The sequence below is a fragment of the Candidatus Accumulibacter sp. ACC012 genome (assembly GCF_907163155.1).
Classification (GTDB): domain Bacteria; phylum Pseudomonadota; class Gammaproteobacteria; order Burkholderiales; family Rhodocyclaceae; genus Accumulibacter; species Accumulibacter delftensis.
The window spans coordinates 78,317-101,761 of the sequence record NZ_CAJQUC010000023.1 but is presented as its reverse complement, the minus strand read 5'-3'; the positions used below and the strand labels follow the sequence as shown (position 1 = coordinate 101,761).

The following is a 23,445-nucleotide window of genomic DNA, read 5'->3' as shown; positions in this document are numbered from 1 at the left end:
TGCGTAACACCGGGGGCTGCTCACAAAATCGATGTCGCTCGGAACGCTGGAAGCCCTAGCGCAGCAAGCTCTGCGTCCGATGTATGCTGATTCTATAGATGATAAACGAATCGTGAAAGGCGGCACTTCGCAAACTAGGTCGATAGCATGCACCCAGGCCGCTTCAATGGCTGCTTTCAGCGGACTTCTCCACCGTCTCTTCCTGGCCGTTATCTGCCCGAGTCGACCTTAGTACGCAGTTCTTTCCCCGCCTGAAAGTGGGGCACAGCTTTCGCTGGAACCCGCACGGCCTCACCGGTTTTTGGGTTGCGCCCAGTACGGGGCGGCCGGTAGTTGAGCCCGAAGCTTCCGAAACCGCGTATTTCAATGCGGTCCCCCTTCACCAGCGTGTTGCTCAGCGCTTCAAGAATGGCTTTGACCGAAAGTTCAGTATCTTTGGTTGTGAACTGCGGGAAAAGGGCAGCGAGTCGGTTGATGAGTTCGGAGCGAATCATAGGCAAATTTTACGCGGCACTTCCGCTCGAGAACGGTGGCAAACTACACAACGCCAAGCGCGACAGCATAAATGACGCATGGCAACTTCGACGCCCTCCGGATGTTGAGCGCCGTCCCTCAGTTCAAGCCACGGTGAGTCACCGTCGGCAGGATTTCGCGACGGAAATCAAGCGCAAAAACCCAGTGGGCGGTCCTGACTGATAAAGAACGATAGCATTCTCTAGTAGGCGACCTTGAAGGTCGGACTGTCCTCCGGCCGAGTCTTGCGGTGATCGTAAATCCGGGTCGTGGCGATGTTGGCGTGACCCAGCCACTCCTGCACCTTGGCAATGTCGGCCTGGTGGTCAAGCGCGTTGGTCGCGGCGGTCGCCCGCAACGCGTGCGCTCCAATCGCGAAACCCAGTGCCGCTGAGTATTGCCGCACCAGTTTGTAAACCGCGTCGGGTGTGATCGCTCTTTCCAGTGTGCCGGTGCAGTTGTTGCGGATGGGTCGGAACAGGGCGCCCGTATCGTCCGCGCCATGCCCCGCGACCTCAAGATAGTCGCCGATCAAGCCGCTGGCCGCGGGGTGCAGCGGGACATAACGGATCTTGCCGCCCTTGCCGAACACCTTGAGGTGCGGCACCCCGCGCCGCTCGTGCTTGAAGTCCTTGACCGTCAACCGGCACAGCTCGTCACGCCGCAGGGCGTGATAGAGCAGGGTGGCCAGGATGGCGCGGTCGCGCTTGCCCTTGAGCGACGCGCCGTCGGGCGCGTCCAGCAGCTTGCGCGCCTGGTGGTCGCCGAGGGCCGGGGTCTTGCCTTCGTAGCTTTCCACCGGTGGGCGCTTGACCCCCTTGACTGGGTTATGGGTCACGGCGTTCTTCTCGCACAGGGACTCGAACAGCGACGACAGTGCCGCCAGGCGATGCCGTACGGTCATGCCGCTCAGCGTGCGCTGCACCAAGTCGTCGCGCCAGGCGATGACATGGGCGCGTGTGACGGTGCGAAATTCCTCGGGCTTCACGATGCCGGTGAACTTCATGAAATCCGCGAGGGCGTTTTCGTAGGCGCGACGGGTGGCCTTGTTGCCGAGATTGGCGAACCATTCGATCTCGGGCGGCACGTCGGCCAGGCGCTGGAACTGTTCGGCGGTCAGGAGCCGGGAAGCGACTGGGGGAGCGCTTGGCAGGTCGCTCGTGGTCATGGCCGCGCCCGGTTCAAGGAGTCAGATCGTCGGGCTGCGGCGGCTCGCCGCCCTGGCGCTGCATGATGCGGTCGAAAGCATCAAAATCAGCCCGCTCCCGACGTTCAGCGAAGAACGTCGCGGTGTTCATGGCCGCCAGCTTCTCGGCGACAGCGGTCGCCACGAACTGGTTTAAGCTCGTGCCGTCGGCCTTGGCGCGGCGCACAACTTCGGCCTTTATCGAATTAGGCAGACGCAGCGGGTAGGTGCTTTGAGAATTTCTCATAGTCTGATCCTCCGTAAGGCGGTGATAGGGGTCAATACTTCGATGCCAAATTGCAGCGGCACAGTGCCGAAATCGCGTTGATTAAACGTCACGATGGCCGACGCGAGGCCGTTGGCGGCGGCTTCGAGCACCAGTTCGTCGCCGGGATCGCGCAACAGCGGTCGCCACAAAAAATGCGTCTCGACCGGCGCGACCATGGCGATGACGGCATCCAGAAAGATGCTCACCTGGGCGGGGCTAAGACCAGCAGCTATGCCGTGTTCAGGTCGACAACAGGTCGCTTCGTATTCGAGCGCCAGCGCCACATTGGCCACAAGCGTAATCTCGCCCCGACGGGCCGCCATCAACAAGGCGGCTGAAGCGCCAGTTGGACTGCGCATGGCGGCAACGATGACGTTGGTGTCGAGAACAAGCCTCATATCACCAGCAATATCATATCTCGGGCGATGTGTCCACAAGAAAGCAGATCATGGCGCCATGGCGCCCGTCATTTGTTTATTGATAAAATAGGTTATCAATAGTACAGAAGCCTTGTCGAGCCCGTTGCCAAGCAGAGGTTTTCCGGCACGGCTGAGACAGCACAACTCGCCTTGTTGCACTTTGCGAGGCGCGCGTTGTAATGATGATGTATATACTTGGTTAGTACCCTTTGACAGGAGACCTGATCATGTCGAAAGAAGCCGTTTTCACGATGAAGCTGGAACCCGAGCTGCGCGCCGAGTTCATGGCGGAAGCTGAAGCCGCCCACCGCCCGGCGTCGCAAGGTGCTGCGCGAGCTCATGCGCGAGTTTGTTCACCGCCAGCGCGAGGCACGGGACTACGATGAGTTCCTGCGCCACAAGGTCGAGGCCGGCCGGGCCTCGATGCGGGCCGGGGAGGGGCGATCGAACGATGAGGTCGAAACCGAGTTTTCTGCACGGCGTGCCAATGTGATGAATCGCCCGTGAGGGTCGTCTGGACACCAGAAGCGCAACAGGACCGCGCCGACGTATGGGACTACATCGCTGCCGACAACCCACGTGCGGCCGCGCGAATGGATGAACTGTTCAGCGACGCAGCCATTCGTCTGGCCCAGCACCCCCATCGTTGCAAGCCGGGAAGGATTCCCGGCACCGGCAAGCTGATCCCGCATGAAAGCTATCGCCTGGTGTATGAGATCGACGCCGAAACAGCGTGGATACTGACGCTCGTTCATACGGCCCGCCTGTGGTCGCCAGTGCGTGATTAACAAGGGCCATCTGTCCCCTGCACCGTTCATGGAGAAGTGGCTCGGCACCCAGCACTCGGAAAGACAGGTAGCATGACCACTACCCTTTGGAAGGCGAAAAACCGAGGGAACCTCACTTTCCGTATCACCTGTTTGTCAAGCCCACACGTGGCTTGCAGCGACTTATCTGGTTCTCGTTGTTCACAGCGTGGTTCTCGTCCACTTCGACTACTGGACGCAGCCGGTCGGCTGGCTGTTGGCCCTGTCGATGCTTGGTGGCAGCATGGCGGCGATCATCGTGCTGACCGGCCGCGTGGAGGCAGGACGTCGAACGCAGGGCTTCATCGAGTCGCTCAATTACTTCCCGGCCTTGCGGGTTCTCGAGTCGTCCATACGGCTGAACGAGGGCTGGGCCGGTCATCGCGCCGGCCAGTTCGCGTTCGTCAGGTCGAGCAAAAGCGAGCGCGCTCACCCATACACCATCGCCTCGGCGTGGAACGGGAACGACCCGCGCATCACCTTCATCACGAAGGCGCTCGGCGACCATACGAGCACGTTGCATGAGCGCCTGAAAGTCGGCATGGCGGTGACCGTCGAAGGGCCGTACGGCTGCTTCGATTTCGACGACGAAAAGCCGCGCCAGATCTGGTTCTGCGGCCCGCCCGGGTTCGGCCAGGCCTTGCGACGCGACTTCATCGCCCGAGGGCTGGCAGCGTCAGCCTTTCACCAGGAACTGTTCGAGATGCGTTGAGCGCGCCCGCGACGGTCCCACCGCGCATGGCGCAAGCACTGAGCCGAGCGGGGTTCGGATGACTTTTTAGGGGCTTCCGGGGCCAACTTCGAGTTGTTTGACTCCGTTTGCTGAGCGTATATATACTCGCTTCGCCCCCGTTGAATTTTTTGTCCATCGGCTACGCTGGCTTCCTTCCATCCACCGGCGAGACCCACCATGAAGATCGTCCTGGCCCCGAATGCCTTCAAGGGCAGCCTATCCGCCATGGCTGCCGCTGTGGCCATGGAGCAGGGGGTGCGCGCCGCCTTCCCCGGGGCGGAGGTAATCAAGGTCCCAGTGGCGGACGGTGGAGACGGTTTAACGGAGGTGCTAATCGATGCGCTGGATGGTGAGGCGCGGGTTGTCACTGTGCGCGGCCCCCTGGAAGAACCGATTCAGGCGACCTTATGCCATGTTCCGGCCTTGGGGCTGGTCGCGGTGGAGATGGCGGTGGCCAGCGGCTTGGCCCTGCTCGCCCCGCAGGAGCGCAACCCAAGCCTGACCACGACCTATGGAACCGGCGAGCTCATTCGTGCGGCTCTGGATCTGGGGGTTCGCCACATTGTCGTGGGTATCGGCGGCAGTGCCACCAACGACGGCGGCGTTGGCATGGCGGCCGCCCTGGGCATGCGCTTTCTTGACGTCGCTGGCAACCCGGTAGCGCCGGTCGGCGGTGCCCTGGGACAAATCCACCGCATTGATCCCAGCGGACTGGATCCACGCCTGGCCAAGCTGCGCTGCGAGGCCATCTGTGACGTCGACAACCCACTACTTGGACCTCGTGGCGCGGCCTATGTCTATGGCCCGCAGAAGGGTGCGTCGCCGGCACAGGTGGAGGAACTCGACGCGGGCCTGGCCCATTTAGCCGATGTCATTGCCTCGGACCTCGGACTAGACGTCCGCGACCTTCCGGGAGCCGGGGCCGCTGGCGGGCTGGGGGCGGGGCTGCATGCCTTCCTGGGCGCCGAGTTGCGTCGTGGCGTGGACCTGGTGTTGGACTTGGTAGGACTCGATGCCCATCTCACCGGGGCCGACTTGGTCATCACGGCCGAGGGCCAGATCGACTTCCAAACCGCCTTCGGCAAGGCCCCGGCCGGGGTCGCCCAGCGGGCCAAGCTGCGGGGCATCCCCTGCATGGCCATCGCCGGCGGGATCGGCGAACGCATCACCGATTTGCACGAGATCGGCATCGACGCGGTCTTTAGCCTCTGTCACGGCCCAATGACGCTCGAACAGGCTATGAAGGGCGGACCTTCGCTGCTGCAAGCAGCAACGGAGCAAGTGGTGCGCTGTTTCTTCAGCACCTCCCGTGGAGGCCAAGGGTAGTCTTGTGTTGCACGCAGTCTCGAACATACAAGTTCCAGCCACCACAAGGGTTTCGCACCGCTTTCACGCTTGCTGAAAGTCCCTTCAAGAATGCAGCACTACACTAGCATCTCATCTTCCCCAAAACGACGAAACCCTACCTGAGGAGATTCCTATGTGGCTCGTTGCGCTATTGGTCATGTCCATCGTATTCATCGTCCTGGCGACCACCAAGCTCAAGATGCACCCATTCCTGGCGTTATTGCTGACCGCATTTGGCTTCGGCATCCTCTCGGGCATGCCGTTGAAGGATGTCGTGGATTCGGTCAATAAGGGATTTGGCGGCACGATCGGCTATATCGGGATCGTCATCTTGGCCGGTGCGATCATCGGTGCCTTCCTTGAAAAATCCGGCGGGGCCTATCGCCTGGCGACCAGTATCCTCAAGCTCACCGGGCAGCGGCAGGTGCCTCTGGCCATGGGATTCATGGGCTACGTCGTCTCTATTCCGGTCTTCTGCGACTCAGCGTTCGTACTGTTGGCGCCGCTCATGCGGGCGCTGGCGAGCAAGGCCGGGATCACCCTGGCGTCGGCCGCTGTCGCCTTGAGCCTGGGCCTCTACGCCACCCACACCATGGTCCCACCCACCCCGGGGCCGGTGGCTGCGGCGGGGATACTCGGCGCAGATCTGGGTCTGGTGATTATTTGGGGAATGGGTGTCGGGCTGGTCTCGATGATAGCCGGCTGGCTGTTCGCGGTCCTGGTGGCCTCCCGGGTCTACATCTCGCCGGACGCCGGGAAGAAAACGGATGCCGAATCTGCCGCTGCCCCCGTGGTATCCGCGCAGGAGGATGGGCCGTCCGTCACTCGCTCACTGCTGCCGATCTTTCTCCCTATCATCCTCATCGTCACCCGCTCCATTGGTGAGCTCCCGAGCAAACCCTTTGGAGAAGCCGGCGCCTTCACGGAAGTGATGGGCTTTCTCGGACAACCCGTCGTGGCCCTGTTGATCGGTGTTGGTCTGGCCATGACCCTGCCCAAGCGCTTCGACAAGGAAATGCTCTCGATGACTGGCTGGGTCGGAGAGGCCATCGTCGGAGCGGCGACCATCATCATCATCACCGGCGCCGGCGGGGCCTTCGGAAAGGTCCTGCAAAACTCCGGCATCGCGAACGTGATCGGCGGTGCACTGAGCGACGCCAATCTCGGTATCTGGCTGCCGTTCCTCATTGCCGCCGGAATCAAGACGGCGCAGGGATCGTCCACCGTGGCCATCATCACCACCGCCGGGCTGCTTGCCCCGCTCCTGGCGACCCTCGGGCTCGATAGTGATACCCACCGGGCCTTGGTCGTGATCGCCATCGGCGCCGGGGCCATGGTCGTCTCCCATGCCAATGACAGCTACTTCTGGGTGGTGACCCAGTTCTCCGGTATGGACGTGAAGACCGGCTACAAACTCCAAACCTTGGGCACCCTGGTTCAGGGGTCGGTGGCGGCGCTCGCGGTCTACCTGGTGTCGATCATGGTTCTGTAACGAGATTGGCGGAGACTGAGCTTCCCTCGAAATTTCGTCTTCCAAGGGTGACGTAGAATTCAATCACTTTGGCTTCCGGCGTTATGCGTGGAAGTGCAATGCCCTCAATCAGGCGTCGCGTCGGGCAGCCCAACGCCTCGGGCTTCCTTCGAAGGCGTCTTTCGCCAGGCCAGTGTCGTCAAGGGGCATAATCGGGACACCGCCTGGTATGCCGCTGTCGACCACGAATGGCCCGCCCTGAACAAGGCTTTCGAGACCTGGCTGGCAGCGGAAAATTTCGATGGGGGCGGCAGGCAAAGGCGATCGCTGAGCAGTCTTACCAAGGCACTGCTGACGGCAAAGGGCTAGCGCGGCGCAAGCCTGTTTCGTCGCGCGCGGAGTGCGGCTTGCGGCAATTCACACAATCGGGCTGGCACGCGGCGGGCGAATCGACAATGCAGAGGTAGTCGACAAGGCTCGTCGATGCATGCTCGTCGGCCAGAATGCAAGGTCCGTTGGCTGAGCGCGTGCGCACATTTTTTGGAGGCTGTTGCAATGGATACGCGTTACCTCGATGACCTGCACGCCGGCCAGCGCTTCGAGAGCGGTGGCATTACCCTGACCGAAGCAGAGATCATCGACTTCGCCTGGCGTTACGACCCTCAGCCCTTTCATCTCGATGCGAATGCGGCGGCAGAATCGCCCTATGGCGGCCTGATTGCCAGTGGTTTCCAGAGCCTGGCCGTGTGCTTCCGCCTGTTCATCCAGAGCGGCGTGCTGGCCGAATCGAGCCTGGGTTCGCCGGGTATCGACGAGCTGCGCTGGCTGGCACCGGTACGCCCGGGCGACACCTTGCACAGTGTCGTCGAAGTGCTCGACGTCCGGCCCTCTAACTCGAAGCCCGATCGCGGCATCGTGCGCATGAAATATCAGGCGATCAACCAGCGTGGCGAGGCGGTGCTCACTTTCATCGTCAACCACCTACTGCGGCGACGGCAGCGCTGAAGGTGACAAATGCCAGCAGAGGGTCGTCGCGGAATTCACCTTGCCCGTCGTTGGTCATCGGATGCCAAAATGATATGTGTCATGGAAATCCTTCGTCGCGGACTCGATCTGCGGCTTCTGGGGCAAGCGGGTCAGTGATCTGCTACCACACGGCGCCTGGCTCAGAAAGGCCGCAGGAGTCTGTTGTCGAGCGGCAATTCGGCCAAAGGAGCTATTCGCGTTTCAGCGAACCCGACCACCAAGGTGCCGGCTGCTATGTTCGCTGAGAACAAACAGAAAACGATCGCGGGAGAGCGGTCGCGCCGCCCATGCACCTAGTCTTCAGAAACCCCTTGATTCCCCTCCACCCCCAAGCCTACGCTCATGCGCCGCCTACTCTGGAGAGACCTCCGTTCAGACCCTGTTCACACTGCGGTTGCTAAAATCACTGTAAGCGCCAGTGGTAAGGGTCGGCGAGGGGAATGCCATCGAGAAGGGTGTTTCGCGTCTGCGGGAAGCGAACCATCTCCGCACTGTCGTCTTGAAAGATCAGGCACGACCACTGAACAGGGTTGCGGTGGCTATGCTCATCCGCTCCAGACAACCCACCACAGGAGTAAATCATGAAACGGAAAACGTTGTTTCTATCTGCGTTGGTAAGCGCGTTGTCACTGTCTGCCGGGTACGCATTGGCAGCCGATCCGCAAGCGGCCAAGGAAAATGCTCAAGTTCAGAAACAGAACAAGTCTATGGCAGCCAACTCATGACGCAAGAGGAGCAGATGGCATATCGCGCCAAAATGCGGGCCACAAAGACTACGGAGGAACGAGAGCAGCTCCGCAAGGAACATCATGAGCAGATGCAGGAGCGCGCCAAGGCGCGTGGTGTGACACTGCCCGCCGAACCGCCGGCCAGAGGTGGCGGCATGGGCCCGGGCGGCGGTGGAATGGGTCCCGGCGGCGGCATGGGGCCTGGTGGTGGTCGTGGTTTCTAACCGGGCAGTAAGTATCACGTAACAACTGCCACACCCACCAGCGATGCCGTGGTCGAGCAAGCTCGTTGTCAAACGCACGCGATCGATCCGGTAGCGGGGCCGGTGACCATGCGCGGTACGATGCTGGCCAACGTGTCCGCTGGTCTCAACCGTCAGTCGCTCGCGATCGGTTGCAGAAGCTCCGGGTTTGTGGAAAACAGACAATGATGACTTCACTCCATTTGCTCCTCTGGATTGCGTCGGGAATCGTGCTGCAGGTGGCGATCTATCTGGGTATCGGCTTCTGGCGTCACTGGCAGGAGTATCAGGCCTTGCGCGGCCGCGCAGTGGAGTTCAACCTGCCCGTCAAAGCGCCTGCGCCGACAGCGGGGAGCGACTTGGCCACTGGCTCCTGCTCAGGGTTCCGGACATTCAGGACCGAACGGAGGGTCGCTGGAGATGCTGCGCGGTCGGTTTGCTCTGGTTACCTCATGCCGGAAGATGGGCAAGCGCGGCCGCCCTTTTCGGTTCCTGACCTTCCGCCTTTGATCTGCCGACGATTGGGGGTACCGAACAGATCGTCCGTTGCTATTCGCTGTTGGATGCGCCTCGCCCGGAAAGCTATCGCGTCTCGGTCAAACGGCTACCGCCGCCAGAGGCCAGCCAACTTCCAGCACGGCGTTCGTCCGGTTTTTTTCCATGACCATGCAGCTGTCGGAAGTCTCCTCCAGGTACGGGCACCCGCTGGACATTTTCATATCGATCGTAGCGACGCACCGGTAGTGCTGTGATCGGTGGCGGCATTAGCATGATGCCAATGCGGAGCAGAGCGTTTACGTTTTCTTTCCTTGGGAGCATAAGAATGAGCTGGCGTAATACCAAATACCACTACGGATCGGTTTCTATTGGGCTTCACTGGTTAATGCTGTTACTTTTCGTGGCGGTGTACGCGTGTATTGAACTACGGGAGTTATACCCGAAGGGTAGCGATCCTCGTGAGGCACTGAAAACTTGGCATTTCATGCTGGGCTTATCTGTTTTGTTCTTGTCTGGCTGCGCCTGCTGGCGGCGCGCATGGCTGGACCCGCCCCCCTAACTGAGCCGGATCCTCCGAAGTGGCAGAAGCTATCGGCCAAGCTTATGCACTTTGCGCTGTACTTCTTGATGATTGGTATGCCGCTTGGAGGATGGCTTCTTCTCAGCGCAGCAGGAAAGCCGATCCCGTTCTTCGGTCTGGAGCTGCCAGCGCTCGTCGGCGAGAGCAAAAGCCTGGCAACGCTGATCAAGGAGATACATGAGGTCGGCGGAACCGTGGGTTATTCCTCATCGGCTTCCACACCGCTGCTGCGTTGTTTCAGCACTACGTCCTTCGAGATAACACGCTACGGCGGATGCTTCCGAACCAGGATTGAGCCGCTACCGTGCGTATTACCCATCGTGCTTCTGGCAAGATCACCATTGCAGCGGTGATCTTTCGCTGCTGTCGACAAGGCGTTTGTCCTCGACCGCGACCACAACGCGCGCTGTGTTACAGGTCATGTCGGCAACGACTACAGTGGCTACACCTGCTATGGCTACCACGAGCTCTCGCTGGCAAAGATTCACCGCGAGCATGCCGAGGAGGCGTCCGTGATTTCGATAATTGCGTTCAGTGTCACCGCAGCGACGACGAGGATGACATCAAAGACTGCCACGGAGAACGGGAAGGGAAGCGCGAGGGGCACGTGGTCGAAAGGACCACGATGGCGATGACGGAGCCGGCCATCCGTGCGTCCTCCAGGGAACTGACGGGAGGCGGCACGAATCTGGATCGCGAACAGCGCCCTGGTACCGGGGAACTGGACGGTGTAGCAAGGTCACACCTCGGTGGAGCGTATCGAGGTCGAGATTCATCATTTCTTGCCACGCGCTCACGTCACGACCCATCTGGAACCATTGGAAGACCCCGTGTCGATGATCGACCAAGAGCTTGATCGAACCTCTCTCCGTGCAAGGCGAATGGAATACGGCCTTTCGGGATATACCAAATAGATCCTCGCCTGGCCAATTTAGTCGTACGGCGCCACGACGAAGCATCCCGCCGCCGCCGACCGCGGTATGTGCAGGGCTGCCTGCGGAGAACGACTACCCCGCGGTCACGGTGTAGCGCGGCGCCGCGCCGTGCTCGCCGTTAAGGCGCGGACCGGGCGTTTACCGGAAGCGTGCCGGCAAGGACGAGAAACCGCAGGCAGGGAAGCTGGCGCGCTCGGGTAATTGGTCTGAAACCAGCGTGATCTCGTGTGTATTCGCCAGCAGCGACTCCATGAGCAGGCGCAACTCGAGCCTCGCCAGCGGTGCGCCCGGGCAGACATGCACGCCGGCCCCGTACAGCAGGTTGTTGTCGCGGTTGCGCTCGGGATCGAAGGCGTCGGGGTCGCCGAACACGGCTTCATCGCGGTTGGCGGCGGCCCAGATTAGCGTCAGACGCTCGCCCGCCTCGAGCTTGCGCCCGCCGATCTCGACCGGACAGGTGGCGACGCGACGGTTGGCGATCAGCGGTGCGTGAATACGCAGGATTTCGTCGATGGCATCGGGCAGATTGGCGGGTTGCTGGCGAAGTTCGGCCTGCAGCGCGGGATGCGCGGCAAGATAGTGCACGAGGATGCCGACGCTTGCGGCAATCGTGCCCAGTTCGCCGACCGTCCAGTTGCGCACGATGCTGACGATCTCCTCGTCACTCAACGGCCGGCCATTGATGTGCTCCTGCAGCAGGCGGTTGGTTACGTCGTCTGGGGCCTGCTCGCCGGCATCGCGGCGGATGACGAGTTGTTGTTTGATGTAGCCATCGAATTCGACTGCGATCTGCGCCATGGCCGCGCGGTTGCCGGCGCGCGTGGCCTGGTGATTCTTGCCGATCCATTGACGTAGCGGCTCATGCAAGGTGTCGGGCCAGCCCATGAAAGCGCACTGACTGCGCAGGGCGAAGGGCTGCGCGAAACCGGCCATCAGCTCGACGGTTTCACCGCGCGGTTGATCGGCGACCAGCGTATCGGCGATTTGCCGGCACTCGGGATCAAACGCCTTAATGTCTTCAACGGTAAAGTAGCGTTCGATGATTTTCCGGTAGGGCGTATGTTCCGGCGGATCCATCGCGTTGGGTATCGACAGGTGATTCGACGCCGCATTGCTGAAGGTTTCGTGATCTTCCAGCACGCGCACTACATCCTCATGGCGAAACAGGGACCACCATAGATAGTCGCTATGGGCGACCGGGCAACGCTTGCGCATCGCATCGTAAGCGGCAATCTGGTCGTTGAGCACGTCTTCCGATCTGGGGTTCCAGTCGGCGGATTTGGCATGGGTCATCATCTTCCTCCGTTGTCTACAGGACACGCGATGGTCTTGGAATCGGACATTCCCGTCCAGGTTGTGGTCCGTTTTTTCTGGTCCCCGTGATTTAAAGATGGACCGGAAGTGTGGCTCGTCGTCGGTTGCCGACGGTAGACCGGGATGACTGACAACCCTGAGATCATGTGTCTATCTGGGTTTTCCGACGACACAGAGAGGTCAGCAAAATGGGTGCAGTCATCCCGGTCTGGATTTTGGGGTACGACGGGCAAGTGATCAAGGAAGTTCGGCAGGACGAAACGACGGGCAAGATCACGGTGACCTGCCGGCGATCGTCCGCCGCCGAGGGCTGGCAGCCTGGCCCGCGCGCCCGCGCCAAGCCTCGCGCCTATGCCTCGTCGATTCACCGGCGCCCGCGCATCGCGTGGTCGAGGCGAGCAAGGTCCTCGTCGCTCAACAAGCGCGCCGCCATCGGCAACAGATCTCGTTCCTCGCGCTCCATGTGGCGCTCATGGCAAGCCGCCAGCACTTCGACCTCGTCGGCGAGCAGCGGCACGCACTCGCCGGCAGCGATCCTTTCGAGGACGCCGCGCAGGTGTTGCCAGCACGCTTCCAGCGCACGGTGATCGGCCGTCAGTCCGTCGATCATCTGGCGCAGGCAGATCGCGTCCGACCCGGCCATCGATTCGATCAGCGCCGGGAAGAGGTGGTCTTCCTCACCGGCGTGATGCTGCATGGTGGCGGTATCGAAGAAGGCGATCAGCTTGTTCGCTACTGCACGCGCCTCGTCGTCGACGCCACGCGCAAGCAGGTGCGGAGCCAGACGCCGCAAGGTTGCGCATTGCGCCTCAATCCGGTGGTGGCAGGCGGAAAGCATGGCCAGCGGCGAACCGGTTGCGGCGGCCGGCGCGGAAAACCCGGGAATGCTGGTCGTCACTTCAAGGCCTCTTCACTCGGCCTGACTGGCGCTGTTGGCCGAAAACTGCGCGACGGCCTTGAGGTGGCGGGCGGTGCAGTCACGGCCGACAGCCAGCGAGCCGACAATCGCGCCGCTGCCGTCCCTCACCAGGCCGAAGCTCAGTTCTACGTAGAGCTTGCTCCCATCCTTGTGCACCGAGCGGGTCGTAAGTACCTGGTTCCGGTACTTGGTCTGGCCGCTGTTAACGGCTTTGTGGAAGCCGTCCCAGTGCGCTTTTCGGAGTCGCTCCGGAATGATCACGTCGAGGCTCTCGCCGAGAACTTCGGCAGCGGAATGGCCAAACACGGTTTCAGCGCCATGATTCCAGACGCGGATGGCGCCATTGCGATCGGCGAAAATGATCACATCCGGGGCCTGATCCACTAGCGCCCGATAGAGATCGGAATCTGTATCCGCACACGCGGCAGTTGCCTGCATCCTGGAACTCCTTTCCACTTGGTCGAATGCGACAAGCGCTCGCCGTCGTTGCGCCGTGGTTGCTATTCGCGGCCGAGCGTCGTCAGGTCGGGCACCGTGAATGTTCCCTGCAAGGACAGAAGCTCGCGGCGATGAAGGCCTGCCAGTTGCTCAACGCATTCGTTGCCTTTTTCTGTCAGTTGCACATCCACCTGCCGCCGGTCGCTGCTGCTGACGCTACGTTGTACCAGTCCGGCCGCCTCGCACCGAGAAATCAGCGACACGACCCCATGATGCTTCGCCTGCAGGCGTTCAGCGAGTTCGCCCACGTTCGCCGATTCCCGTCCGGGAAAGCCTTTGATCTGGAGCATCAACAGGTACTGCAAGGGCGTGATTCCGTTCCGGTGCGTCAGCTCTTCGCTGAAGCGCAGATAACGACGCAGCTGGTAGCGGAAGTGGGCAAGCGTTTCGAAATCGGCTTTTGAAATATGGTCGTCGGACATTCTTCTTGCGGGCGCTTAACCATGATTTGTATCACGGCATGATATAGTTAGCTGGACGCAAGAGCAAGTTGCCTGGCCGCGGTGTTTCGCGAGCTTCGCCTGGCAGGCGTCATCCCGCGGCATCCCCAGGCAAAGGCGACTCAACGGAACCCAATGACTACTGACCCACCTACCCACGGCCTCTCGACGCTCTGCATTCACGCCGGCACGCATCTGGATCAGACCACCGGCGGCGCGTGCAGCCCCATCTTCACTTCCACGGCCTACGCGTTTCCGAATCCGGCCAAGCAGAACACCTATCCGCGTTACTTCAACACGCCCAACCAGCAGGTCATCAACCGCAAGCTGGCAGCGCTAGAGAAGGGCGAGGCGGCGCTTGTCTTCGGCTCGGGCATGGCGGCCATTTCCACTTTGCTGCTCGCTCATCTCAAACCCGGCGACCACGCAATTTTCCAGAACGACCTCTACGGCGGCAGCATGCGGCTGATCAGCAGCGAACTGCCGCGGCTTGGCGTGCAGGTTTCCTGGGGGGCGAACGTGGCGGAGTTCGCCGCTGCATTGCGACCCGAGACGCGGCTGATCTACGTCGAATCGCCGTCGAATCCGCTGCTGCATTGCATCGATCTGGCCGAACTGGCTGCGCTTGGCAAACGCCACGGCGTGTTGACGGTCATCGACAACACTTTTGCCACGCCGATCAACCAGAACCCGATTCCGCTGGGTATCGATGCGCTCATCCACAGCGCTACGAAATACCTCAACGGCCACAGCGACGTGAACGCGGGCGTGGTCGTTGCCTCCACTGAAATTGTTAGCCGTGTGACCGAGAGTGCCGTCAACTTCGGCGGCATGCTTGATGCGCACGCCTGTTCTCAGCTGGAACGTGGTCTGAAGACGCTGGCCCTGCGCGTGCAACGGCACAATGAGAATGCCGAGGCGCTGGCACGTTTTCTTGCCTCGCATCCGGCGGTGTCCAAAGTCAATTATCCCGGCCTGTCCGAACATCCAGACCACGCCATCGCGGCACGCCAAATGCGTGGCTTTGGCGGCATGCTGTCGTTCGAGCTGCGTCAGCCGGAACGGCTGGATCGCTTGCTGAGCCGGCTGCGGATCGTCATGCCGGCCTTGAGTCTCGGCGGCGTGGAGAGCCTGATTTGCGTTCCCAGCCGCAGTACACATCGCACGATGACGGCCGCCGAGCGACAGCGCGCCGGCATCAGCGACGGTTTGTTGCGGGTCTCTGTCGGTATCGAGGATGTTGCAGACCTGCTCGCAGACTTCACCGACGCACTGGCCATGAAATGATCGTCGCTCCTGGCTCCGACGAGGGAATCTCGCTTATGAACAGCACTGACAACACGCAGTCCGCCCCATTAATGATCGTCGGCGAGGTGGCGTCTTCAGGTCTTGCCCGTGGACCCGCTCTGCTGTGCGATTGCGCCCGAACGCAGACAGCCGTTCCGCTTCGGCAGGTGAGCGCGGCGGAGGTGCAAGCTGAGGTCGCGCGTTTCGATGCCGCGGTGGTCGCTGCCGAGGGTAAGCTGCTGGAAGTTCAGGAGAGCGTCCGACGGACTTTGGGGAAGGACGAGGCGGAGATTTTCGAAGCGCAAATCCTCCTCCTGCGCGACGTGCAATTGCGCGATGCGGTGCGTGCGCTTTGCCTCGAAAATCGGATGAATGTGGAGGCTGCGGTCGAAGCAGCGATCAAGCAGTTGATGGAATTGTTCGGTCGCCTCGAAGATCCCTACTTCCGCGAGCGTGCCGCCGATCTGTACGACGTCGGTAGACGCCTCCTCGATCACCTGGCGGAAGACGGGCTGCCGGATGTTCCTGCTGTTCACGAGGGATGCGTCATCGTCACCAGCGAAATTCTCGCCTCCGTCGTTGCTCGCCTGGAAGGCCATGGCGTGCGTGGCTTGATTGTCGAAAAAGGTGGCCTCACCGCGCACGCCACCATCCTTGCCCGCTCGCTCGGCATCCCCACGCTCGTACAGGTGCCGGAGGCGACCGGGAAAATTCGTGCCGGCGATCTGGTGATCGTCGATGCTCTGGCCGGACGCGCCTTCATCAATCCGCAGGCCGAAATCCTGCACAAGTACGATCAACTGGACGCCAACCTGCAAGTTCACCAGGGCATCCTGAAGGGCTTGATTGGCCTGCCGACGGTCACTCGCGATGGCGTCGAAATCAAGCTCTGCGCCAACGTCGGGCAGACCGCCGACGCGCTGGCGGCGGCGAACGTCAAGGCTGATGGCATCGGACTGTATCGCACCGAGTTCGTCTTTCTGGTCCAGGACCATTTCCCTTCGGAAGACGAGCAGTACCAGTTCTACCGCAACACGGCAGAACACCTGCAACCGGCGGAAACCGTGATCCGCGTCCTCGATGTCGGCAGCGACAAACCGCTCAGCTATTTCCCGCTGCCCCGCGAAGCCAATCCGGCCATGGGCTTTCGCGGCATCAGGCTGTTGCTCGCGCATCCCACCCTGCTGCACACGCAACTGCGGGCCATCCTTCGACTGAGTGCCTCGCATCCGGTCGCCATTCTTCTGCCGATGATCGACGGCATCGACGACTTGCGTGCGGCCAAAGCGACGATCGAACATGTGAAGGAGGAACTCGCCGCAGCCGGCCAGTCGTTCGATCCCCTGATCCCGGTCGGGGCGATGATCGAGACGCCTTCAGCGGCGATCCTCATCGAGCACCTGGCCGACGAGGTCGACTTCTTCAGTGTCGGCAGCAACGACCTCGTCCAGTTTCTGCTGGCTGCGGACCGGATACGTGGCGAGATGGTGTCCACCTATGATCCCTTGCATCCGGCGGTCATCCAGGTGCTCGCCAAGCTGGCGACGGTGGCCAGGAGCAAAGGAACACCGATCTCTTTGTGCGGAGAAATTGCCAGTGACCCGACCTACACAAACCTCTTGATCGGCCTCGGATTTCGAAGTTTCAGTGTCAGTCCAGGACGGTTGCTGGACATCAAGCACGCCATTCGCTCGACCGACCTGCAACAGGCTGAAAAGCTGGCCGAGCAGGTTCTGTCGGTGCACTCGACGCGCGACATCCGGGCGCAGGTGCAGGACGACTGGAACCGACGTCGCCCGGTTGCTTCGCCAGAGTTCAACAACCCAACAAGTCCCGTCGGCAGATCGCTTGCGGTGAGACACAACCTTGCTCGGCAGCGCTTCGAAGCGCAGGCAGGAGACAGCGCCTCGGCGTTTCTGAGCTACCGTGTCGAAGGCGAGCGCGTCATTCTGAAGCACACCTTCGTACCGGACGCGCTTCGCGGCCAGGGAATCGCTGCTGATCTGGTTCGTGTAGCGCTGGAGGAGGCGCGGCAACGGCGCTGGAAGATTGTCCCGCGCTGTTCGTATGTCGCCAGCTTCATCGAACGCCATCCCGAATTTGGCGACCTGGTCGACCGGCAGGAAGGAAACCTGGACTGAAGCAAGTGCTTCGCGCTGAGTACCTTGAAGCCGGGTCCATGGAATCGTTGCGCCAGTATTTACGAAGGCTGTTTCTTCCCGAAAATACCGACCCACAAAGAACGGAGGATTGTGTGAACGAGATCATTTCAAAACTGCTCGCGGAACATCGAAACCTGGGGAAACTGGTCGGACTACTGGATCGCCTTCCTGTGGATATGACTGATCCGAAACTCGACGAGATCACGCTGCTGGTTGACGTCTTCGCTTACCTGACCTGCTTTCCAGATGTCCGTCATCACCCGGTCGAAGACCGGATCGTCGCCAGTCTCCTCGCTCAAAATGCGCTGTCTGCCGATATCGCTGACGAGATCGAAAGGCAACATCGTGTACTGGCCGGGCAGGGCACGGATTTGATGCGCGACCTCGAGTCGGCTGCGCGCGAGGAAACGACTTCGTGGCACGCCGCTGTGGTCAGCGCCCGGCTATACGCTGAACGCCTTCGCCACAACATGACGGTCGAGGAACTCGCCGTTTTTCCAGTGGCTGAACAGCGTCTTGGCGACGCGGATTGGCATGCGATTGCCGCTTTATCGACACGTGAGCCGGCAGATCCGCTCTTTGTTTCGCTGACCGAGAAGCGCTTCGCCGACCTGCGCAGAGTGATCGCCAGAGAAGCAGATTGTGGCTGTTTCGAGAATCCGGAAGTAGGGCGGTGATGGCGAGCAATATCGCGGAGCATCGCCCTCGCTTCCCGGTTCTTGGTAAGCTCCCGCTTACGACGTCAGGCTGGACCTCGTCTTGATCTACAGAAAACCGGACGACAGCGTGCTGCAACTCGTCCGTCTCGGTTCGCATGGCGAACCGGGTTTGTGAAAGGTCTGGCTCAATGGAACTCGAAAGTTTTCTTTTCTCCGCGGTACTGCTGCTGAGCGCAGCAGCGGTCGGCGTAGCGCTGTTCAAACACCTTGGGCTGGGATCGGTGCTCGGATTGCTCGTGGCGGGGATCGTGGTTGGCCCGCATTCTCCCGGCCCCTCGGTGACGACGCATGTCGATGAGGTGCGGCATTTCACCGAGCTGGGCGTCGTGCTGCTGCTGTTCGCGATCGGACTCGAGATGCGTCCCGCGCGGCTGTGGGCATTACGGCGCGAGGTGTTTGGCCTGGGGTCGCTGCAGATCTTGCTCTCGGGCCTGTTGATCGCCGGCTACATGCTTTTCTACCTGGATCGCTGGGAGACTGCGCTGCTCGCTGGCCTGACCATGGCCCTGTCGTCGACCGCCTTCGTCATCCAGTTGCTCAACGAACGTGGGGAACTGGCCAGCACCCACGGTCAGGCGTCGTTTGCGGTGCTGTTGATGCAGGACCTGGCGATCGTACCCCTGTTGGCAGTTGTGCCAATCCTGTCCCAGACCGGGGTTCTGTCGATCGAGGTGCCGCTTTGGAAGCAGATCGGCCTGGTGATCGGCACTCTGACTCTGCTGTTCGGCGTCGGCCACTACGTGGTGCCCAGGGTCCTCGAACAACTGTCTCGGCAGCGCAACCGCGAGGGCTTCATTCTGGTCGTGCTGCTGGCAGTGTTCGTCGCTGCCTGGGCGACCAATGAGGTTGGTCTGTCGATGGCACTGGGCGGCTTCATCATGGGGATGCTGTTATCCGGATCACGCTATGCCTACCAGGTGAAGGCCTACATCGAGCCGTACAAGGGCATCCTGATGAGCGTCTTCTTCGTCGCCGTCGGCATGTCCATCGAACTGAAGGTACTCGCCGCTGAACCCTGGGTTTTCATTCAGCAAGTGGCCGTCATCTTGTTGATAAAACTGGCCGTAATGTTTGCTCTGGCGTTGGCGTTCCGATTCACTGTCGAATCGGCCATCCGCATGGCCGTGCTGCTCGGGCAGTCGGGGGAGTTCGGATTCGTGTTGTTCGGTGCGGCGCGTGGACTGGGCGTGATCGACGACCGTACCTTCGTGGTGTCGGTGGCAGTGATATCGATCAGTATGATGTTCACGCCGCTGATGGTGCGGGCGGGCGATGCCCTGGTGCGGCGCCTGACGAAGTCAAGCCCCGGGCCGACCGGCGCAGCTGTCCTCGCGGCGGGGGACTCGGAGGGCGGGACGGTCATCATTGCCGGCTACGGTCGGGTGGGGCACACCGTGGCCATGATTCTGCGCGCCAGTGGCGTACCGATCCTGGTGTTCGACAAAGACCCCGTGCGGGTTGCCCAGGGCCGGGCCGATCACCTGCCGGTTCACTATGGCGACCTGGCCGATCCGGAACTGCTCGCCGCGGCACCGGTCGAGCACGCGGCGCTGGCGATAATCACCGTCGATCACATGCCAACAGCAATCGCGGCGTTGGCACACCTGCGCCGCCAGTATCCGCAACTGCCGATCATTGCCCGGGCACGCGACCTGGAGGCTACCGCCAAACTGGAAGAAGCCGGCGCCACGCGGGTGTTTCCCGAGGTAGTGGAGAGCAGTCTTCGTCTCGGGGCTGAGGCGCTGCTGATGCTCGGCGTCGCAGCCGAAAGCACCGAGGGTCTGTTGCAGGGCGTGCGTGGGACCGACTACGCGCTGGTGCGCGAACCGTCTGAACGTAGATCCGACCCCGATAGCGAGGAAATAGCGCGGTAGCCGAATAGGAGAATATTGCCATGGCACTATCACACGCCAAGTCCGGCGATCTGGTTAACATCCAAGATGCCGCCGCCGAGTTCAGTAGCAACACTTCAGTCACGCTGGTGCGCGATGATCATATCGAGATCTTCCGCCTGGTCCTGGGCGCCGGCACCCACATGCAGGAGCACAGCGCTGCCGGTGCCATGACGGTGCAATGTCTGGGAGGCGAAGTGGATTTCAGTTGTCACGATAAAACCCAGACGCTGCGGCCGGGCAACCTCATCTATCTGAACGATGCGGCACCGCATGCCCTGCATAGCAAACAGGGGACCATCCTTCTCATTACCCTGATGTTGCATCGCAAATAGCTGCTGCGGCACGGAAGCTCAATAGGCAAGCGACGAGCACCGCCGGGCTTACACCAGCGGGCGCTCTCCGGTAGAGTGCGCATCCTGTCCCTTGCCGTCGCCGCGGGGCAGGGCCTGACCGCCAGCCATGGCGATGCCAACTGGCGACCCGAAAACCTGCCATGCACATCACCCAGCACACCGACTACGCACTGCGCGCACTGATCTTCCTCGGGACCAACGAGGACCGTCTGGTGACCATCCAGGAAATTTCCGACCGCTTTGCCGTGTCGCGCAACCACCTGATGAAGGTTGTCAGTCGCTTGATCCGTGGCGGCTTTGTAGACGGCGTACGAGGCAAGGGCGGTGGCTTGCGATTGGCGCGTCCGGCGGCGACCATCGTCGTCGGCCATGTCGTCCGCCACATGGAATCGGGCATGGATCTGGTCGAGTGCTTCGGCAAGGATTGTGCCTGCATTCTTGACCCCGATTGCCAGCTGAAGGTAGCGCTTTCAAACGCCCTGGCGGCTTTCCTCAAGGTCCTTGATGGCGTGACGCTCGCCGATCTGCTGGGCAAGAGCGAACGCGTGATCCTGCACGTCCTGCACCCTTTGGCGCTCCCTTCCAGGTAGTCCTTCTGCAGTTGGCGCCTGTCGCGCCGCCTGCCCATCTTTGAACTCGGTGATTTATAAGCGGTATTGCGCTTGCATCTTTTGTAAGAGGTATTTAATATGCTTCTTTATGACTTTTGCCTCGGTCTTGTTCTGTTCAACGGCTTTCGCCGATATCGTAAAGGAGCTTCATCATGCAAAACACACGCAGGCTTTGGACCTGGCTAGCGCTGATCTGCCTGCTTTCCTTCGCCGCTTTGGGCTGGGTGGGCCGCGAAATATTCGTGCATGCGCCACCGATTCCGAAACAGGTGGTGAGCAGCCAGGGCGACGCCCTGTTCTCGGAAGGGCAGGTGCAACGCGGTCAGGAAGCCTGGCTGGCTGGCGGTGGCCAGCAACTGGGCTCGGTCTGGGGACACGGCAGCTATCTTGCGCCGGACTGGTCGGCCGACTGGCTGCACCGCGAGGCGATCGCGCTGCGCGAGATCTGGGCGCAGCGCGATTTCGGCGCCGCTTTCGCGCATCTGCAGCCCAGCCAGCAGGCGCAACTCGACGCGCGCCTGAAGACCGAGATGCGCCGCAATACCTACGACGCGACGAGCGGCGTGATCAGTTTGAGCGCCGATCGCGCCGCGGCAGTGGCAAAGGTGGCGCAGCACTACATCGATCTTTTTGGCACCGATTCCGAGCTGAACGCATTGCGCGAGCAGTACGCGATGCCGGCCAATGTCCTGCGCGACGCCGCTGACCGCCAGGCGCTGGCAGCTTTCTTCTTCTGGAGCGCGTGGTCGGCAGCGACCGACCGTCCGGGCGAAAACCAGTTGAGCTACACCAGCAACTGGCCGCACGAGCCGCTGGTCGGCAACACACCGACCGCGGGTACCGGTATCTGGTCGATCGCCAGCGTGATTCTCATGCTTGGCGCGATCGCGGCGATGATCTTTTTCCACTCGACCGGTCACGAAGCAGGCGACCCGACGCCGCCACGGGCTGACCCGCTGTTCAACATGAAGGTGACGCCGTCGATGTTGGCCACCAGGAAATACTTCTACGTGGTCATCGCGCTGATCCTCGCGCAGGTCGGCATGGGTGTCATCACCGCACACTATGCGGTCGAAGGCACGAGCTTCTTCGGCATTCCGCTTGGCGAAATTCTGCCATTCACCGTCAGCCGCACGATCCATACCCAGTTCGCCGTGCTGTGGATCGCCACTGCCTGGTTGGCAACCGGCCTTTACATCGCGCCGGCGATTTCCGGCAGCGAGCCGAAGTTTCAGAGCCTGGGCGTCAATGTGCTGTTCTACGCCTTGCTGCTGATCGTCGCCGGGTCTACGGTCACCGGTTGGCTGGGCACTCTCCAGAACCTGGGCAACGACTACAGCTTCTGGATCGGCAATCAGGGCCTGGAGTACACCAGCATGGGCCGTGTCTGGCAGATCCTGCTTTTCGTCGGCCTGCTGATCTGGGTCGGCCTGCTTGGTCGCGCCCTGCTGCCCGCTTTGCGCACGCCATCCGAGAGCCGCGGCCTGATCGCCATGGTCTTCCTCGCTGCAATGTGCATCGGCGGCTTCTATGCCACCTCGCTGGTCTGGGGTCAGCAGACACACTACGCGATGATCGAGTACTGGCGCTGGTGGCTGGTCCACCTGTGGGTCGAAGGCTTCTTCGAAGTCTTTGCCACCGCCGTCATCGCGCTGCTGTTTACCCGCCTCGGCCTGATTCGCGCGGCGACTGCCAACAGCGCGATCATCCTGGAAACCATCGTCTTCATGTTCGGCGGCATTCTCGGTACCCTGCATCATCTGTACTTCACGGGCACGCCGACTTCGGTGATCGCCATCGGCGCCATGTTCTCGGCCCTGGAAGTGGTGCCGTTGGCGATGATCGGTGTCGAAGCATGGCGCAACTACCAGCGTTCACAATCGGCGCCCTGGGTGCAGGCGTACAAGTGGCCAATTCTGTGCTTCATTGCCGTTGGCTTCTGGAACGTCGTCGGCGCCGGCCTCCTCGGCTTCACGCTCAATACGCCGATCGCCCTGTACTACATGCAGGGAATGAACATGACCGCCGCGCACGGTCATGCGGCTCTGTTTGGTGTCTATGGAATGCTCGGCATCGGTCTGCTGCTGTTCTGCCTGCGCGGTCTCTCCAACCATGCAGCGTGGTCCGACAAGTTGCTCGCCCTGACTTTCTGGTCGCTCAATATCGGTCTGGCGATGATGGTCTTCATGTCGCTCGTGCCGGCCGGTGTCTACCAGGCTTGGGCCAGCATCAGCGAGGGTGTATGGTTTGCACGTTCGCCAGCTTTCGTGCATTCGTCGTTGATGGAAACCTTCGTCTGGTTGCGCGTCCCCGGGGACATCGTCTTTGCCCTCGGTACGCTGTTCCTGGCCATCTTCGCTGGGCGCTTGCTGATCGTCCGGCGTAATCCGGCAGCCGTCGCAAACGCCAACGCGTTTGCCGGCAAGACGATGTAGGACTGGATCAGGTGAGAGTTCCGGGGCAAGGGCCGGTGGCCCTTGCCCCGCACTTCCATC

Annotated in this window: 22 protein-coding genes and 4 pseudogenes; 18 read left to right on the top strand and 8 right to left on the bottom strand. The window is 61.3% G+C overall.

Features of this window, described 5'->3' with window-relative positions; genetic code table 11:
- Positions 1-209 precede the first annotated feature (209 nt).
- From QZ648_RS23360 to QZ648_RS23345, 4 genes are all read right to left on the bottom strand, one after another.
- On the bottom strand, positions 210-494 hold the full coding sequence (locus QZ648_RS23360; protein ID WP_169068583.1) for an integration host factor subunit beta: 285 nt from the start codon (positions 492-494) through the stop codon (positions 210-212).
- 221 nt (positions 495-715) lie between these two features.
- On the bottom strand, positions 716-1,681 hold the full coding sequence (locus QZ648_RS23355; RefSeq protein ID WP_169068584.1) for a tyrosine-type recombinase/integrase: 966 nt from the start codon (positions 1,679-1,681) through the stop codon (positions 716-718).
- A 13-nt stretch (positions 1,682-1,694) separates the two neighbouring features.
- Entirely contained in the window at positions 1,695-1,946 is a 252-nt protein-coding gene (locus tag QZ648_RS23350; protein ID WP_169068585.1) for a YlcI/YnfO family protein, read from the bottom strand.
- Complete coding sequence (locus QZ648_RS23345) at positions 1,943-2,365, bottom strand: PIN domain-containing protein (protein WP_169068586.1); 423 nt, start codon at positions 2,363-2,365, stop codon at positions 1,943-1,945. The genes QZ648_RS23350 and QZ648_RS23345 overlap by 4 nt, the downstream gene beginning before the upstream one ends.
- 248 nt (positions 2,366-2,613) lie before the next feature.
- Here QZ648_RS23345 and QZ648_RS23340 point away from each other — a divergent pair.
- From QZ648_RS23340 to QZ648_RS23300, 10 genes and pseudogenes are all read left to right on the top strand, one after another.
- Positions 2,614-2,893: pseudogene (locus QZ648_RS23340) on the top strand (antitoxin of toxin-antitoxin stability system).
- Positions 2,890-3,174, top strand: coding sequence for a type II toxin-antitoxin system RelE/ParE family toxin (locus QZ648_RS23335; RefSeq protein WP_169068588.1), 285 nt, complete (start codon positions 2,890-2,892; stop codon positions 3,172-3,174). Before QZ648_RS23340 ends, QZ648_RS23335 begins: the two are co-directional and overlap by 4 nt.
- A gap of 262 nt (positions 3,175-3,436) precedes the next feature.
- The gene (locus QZ648_RS23330) at positions 3,437-3,904 is read left to right on the top strand and encodes a hypothetical protein (protein ID WP_248595647.1); all 468 of its coding nucleotides are present in this window, start codon (positions 3,437-3,439) and stop codon (positions 3,902-3,904) included.
- A 198-nt stretch (positions 3,905-4,102) separates the two neighbouring features.
- Entirely contained in the window at positions 4,103-5,251 is a 1,149-nt protein-coding gene (locus tag QZ648_RS23325; protein WP_291998415.1) for a glycerate kinase, read from the top strand.
- 154 nt (positions 5,252-5,405) lie between these two features.
- A complete protein-coding gene (locus QZ648_RS23320) occupies positions 5,406-6,764 on the top strand; it encodes a GntP family permease (protein ID WP_169068590.1) in 1,359 nt (452 codons plus the stop codon).
- A gap of 70 nt (positions 6,765-6,834) precedes the next feature.
- Positions 6,835-7,112: pseudogene (locus QZ648_RS23315) on the top strand (GNAT family protein); the annotation flags it as partial.
- 186 nt (positions 7,113-7,298) lie between these two features.
- A complete protein-coding gene (locus QZ648_RS23310) occupies positions 7,299-7,748 on the top strand; it encodes a MaoC family dehydratase (RefSeq protein WP_169068529.1) in 450 nt (149 codons plus the stop codon).
- Positions 7,749-8,350: 602 nt separating this feature from the next.
- On the top strand, positions 8,351-8,494 hold the full coding sequence (locus QZ648_RS25205; RefSeq protein ID WP_366144232.1) for a hypothetical protein: 144 nt from the start codon (positions 8,351-8,353) through the stop codon (positions 8,492-8,494).
- A 14-nt stretch (positions 8,495-8,508) separates the two neighbouring features.
- Entirely contained in the window at positions 8,509-8,721 is a 213-nt protein-coding gene (locus QZ648_RS25200) for a hypothetical protein (RefSeq protein WP_366144231.1), read from the top strand.
- A gap of 841 nt (positions 8,722-9,562) precedes the next feature.
- Positions 9,563-10,112: pseudogene (locus tag QZ648_RS23300) on the top strand (cytochrome b).
- 778 nt (positions 10,113-10,890) lie between these two features.
- Here the strand turns inward: QZ648_RS23300 and QZ648_RS23295 are convergent.
- The 4 genes from QZ648_RS23295 to QZ648_RS23280 all read right to left on the bottom strand — a co-directional run bounded on the left by QZ648_RS23295 (position 10,891) and on the right by QZ648_RS23280 (position 13,905).
- Positions 10,891-12,048, bottom strand: coding sequence for a cytochrome P450 (locus tag QZ648_RS23295; RefSeq protein ID WP_169068532.1), 1,158 nt, complete (start codon positions 12,046-12,048; stop codon positions 10,891-10,893).
- A gap of 382 nt (positions 12,049-12,430) precedes the next feature.
- Positions 12,431-12,964: a hemerythrin domain-containing protein gene (locus QZ648_RS23290; RefSeq protein WP_291998426.1), complete on the bottom strand. Its 534-nt coding sequence runs from the start codon at positions 12,962-12,964 to the stop codon at positions 12,431-12,433.
- A gap of 12 nt (positions 12,965-12,976) precedes the next feature.
- Positions 12,977-13,423 (bottom strand): PAS domain S-box protein, encoded by a 447-nt coding sequence (locus tag QZ648_RS23285; RefSeq protein ID WP_169068533.1) that lies wholly within the window; start codon positions 13,421-13,423, stop codon positions 12,977-12,979.
- 62 nt (positions 13,424-13,485) lie between these two features.
- Positions 13,486-13,905, bottom strand: coding sequence for a MarR family transcriptional regulator (locus QZ648_RS23280; protein WP_169068534.1), 420 nt, complete (start codon positions 13,903-13,905; stop codon positions 13,486-13,488).
- 153 nt (positions 13,906-14,058) lie between these two features.
- On the opposite strand from QZ648_RS23280, the gene QZ648_RS23275 reads away from it, so the two are divergent.
- The 8 genes and pseudogenes from QZ648_RS23275 (at position 14,059) to QZ648_RS23240 (ending at position 23,385) form a co-directional block, all read left to right on the top strand.
- Positions 14,059-15,210: a PLP-dependent aspartate aminotransferase family protein gene (locus tag QZ648_RS23275; protein ID WP_169068535.1), complete on the top strand. Its 1,152-nt coding sequence runs from the start codon at positions 14,059-14,061 to the stop codon at positions 15,208-15,210.
- 35 nt (positions 15,211-15,245) lie between these two features.
- Entirely contained in the window at positions 15,246-17,351 is a 2,106-nt protein-coding gene (gene ptsP / locus QZ648_RS23270; RefSeq protein WP_169068536.1) for a phosphoenolpyruvate--protein phosphotransferase, read from the top strand.
- Between the two features lie 113 nt (positions 17,352-17,464).
- Positions 17,465-18,049, top strand: coding sequence for a hemerythrin domain-containing protein (locus QZ648_RS23265; RefSeq protein ID WP_169068537.1), 585 nt, complete (start codon positions 17,465-17,467; stop codon positions 18,047-18,049).
- Positions 18,050-18,113: 64 nt separating this feature from the next.
- Positions 18,114-18,206 (top strand): annotated as a pseudogene (locus tag QZ648_RS23260) (type II toxin-antitoxin system mRNA interferase toxin, RelE/StbE family); the annotation flags it as partial.
- A gap of 13 nt (positions 18,207-18,219) precedes the next feature.
- Positions 18,220-19,965, top strand: a complete 1,746-nt coding sequence (locus QZ648_RS23255; protein ID WP_169068538.1) for a cation:proton antiporter — start codon at positions 18,220-18,222, stop codon at positions 19,963-19,965.
- 20 nt (positions 19,966-19,985) lie between these two features.
- Complete coding sequence (locus QZ648_RS23250; RefSeq protein WP_169068539.1) at positions 19,986-20,318, top strand: AraC family ligand binding domain-containing protein; 333 nt, start codon at positions 19,986-19,988, stop codon at positions 20,316-20,318.
- A gap of 161 nt (positions 20,319-20,479) precedes the next feature.
- Entirely contained in the window at positions 20,480-20,929 is a 450-nt protein-coding gene (locus tag QZ648_RS23245; protein ID WP_169068540.1) for an Rrf2 family transcriptional regulator, read from the top strand.
- Positions 20,930-21,102: 173 nt separating this feature from the next.
- A complete protein-coding gene (locus tag QZ648_RS23240; protein ID WP_291998425.1) occupies positions 21,103-23,385 on the top strand; it encodes a nitric-oxide reductase large subunit in 2,283 nt (760 codons plus the stop codon).
- Positions 23,386-23,445 lie beyond the last annotated feature (60 nt).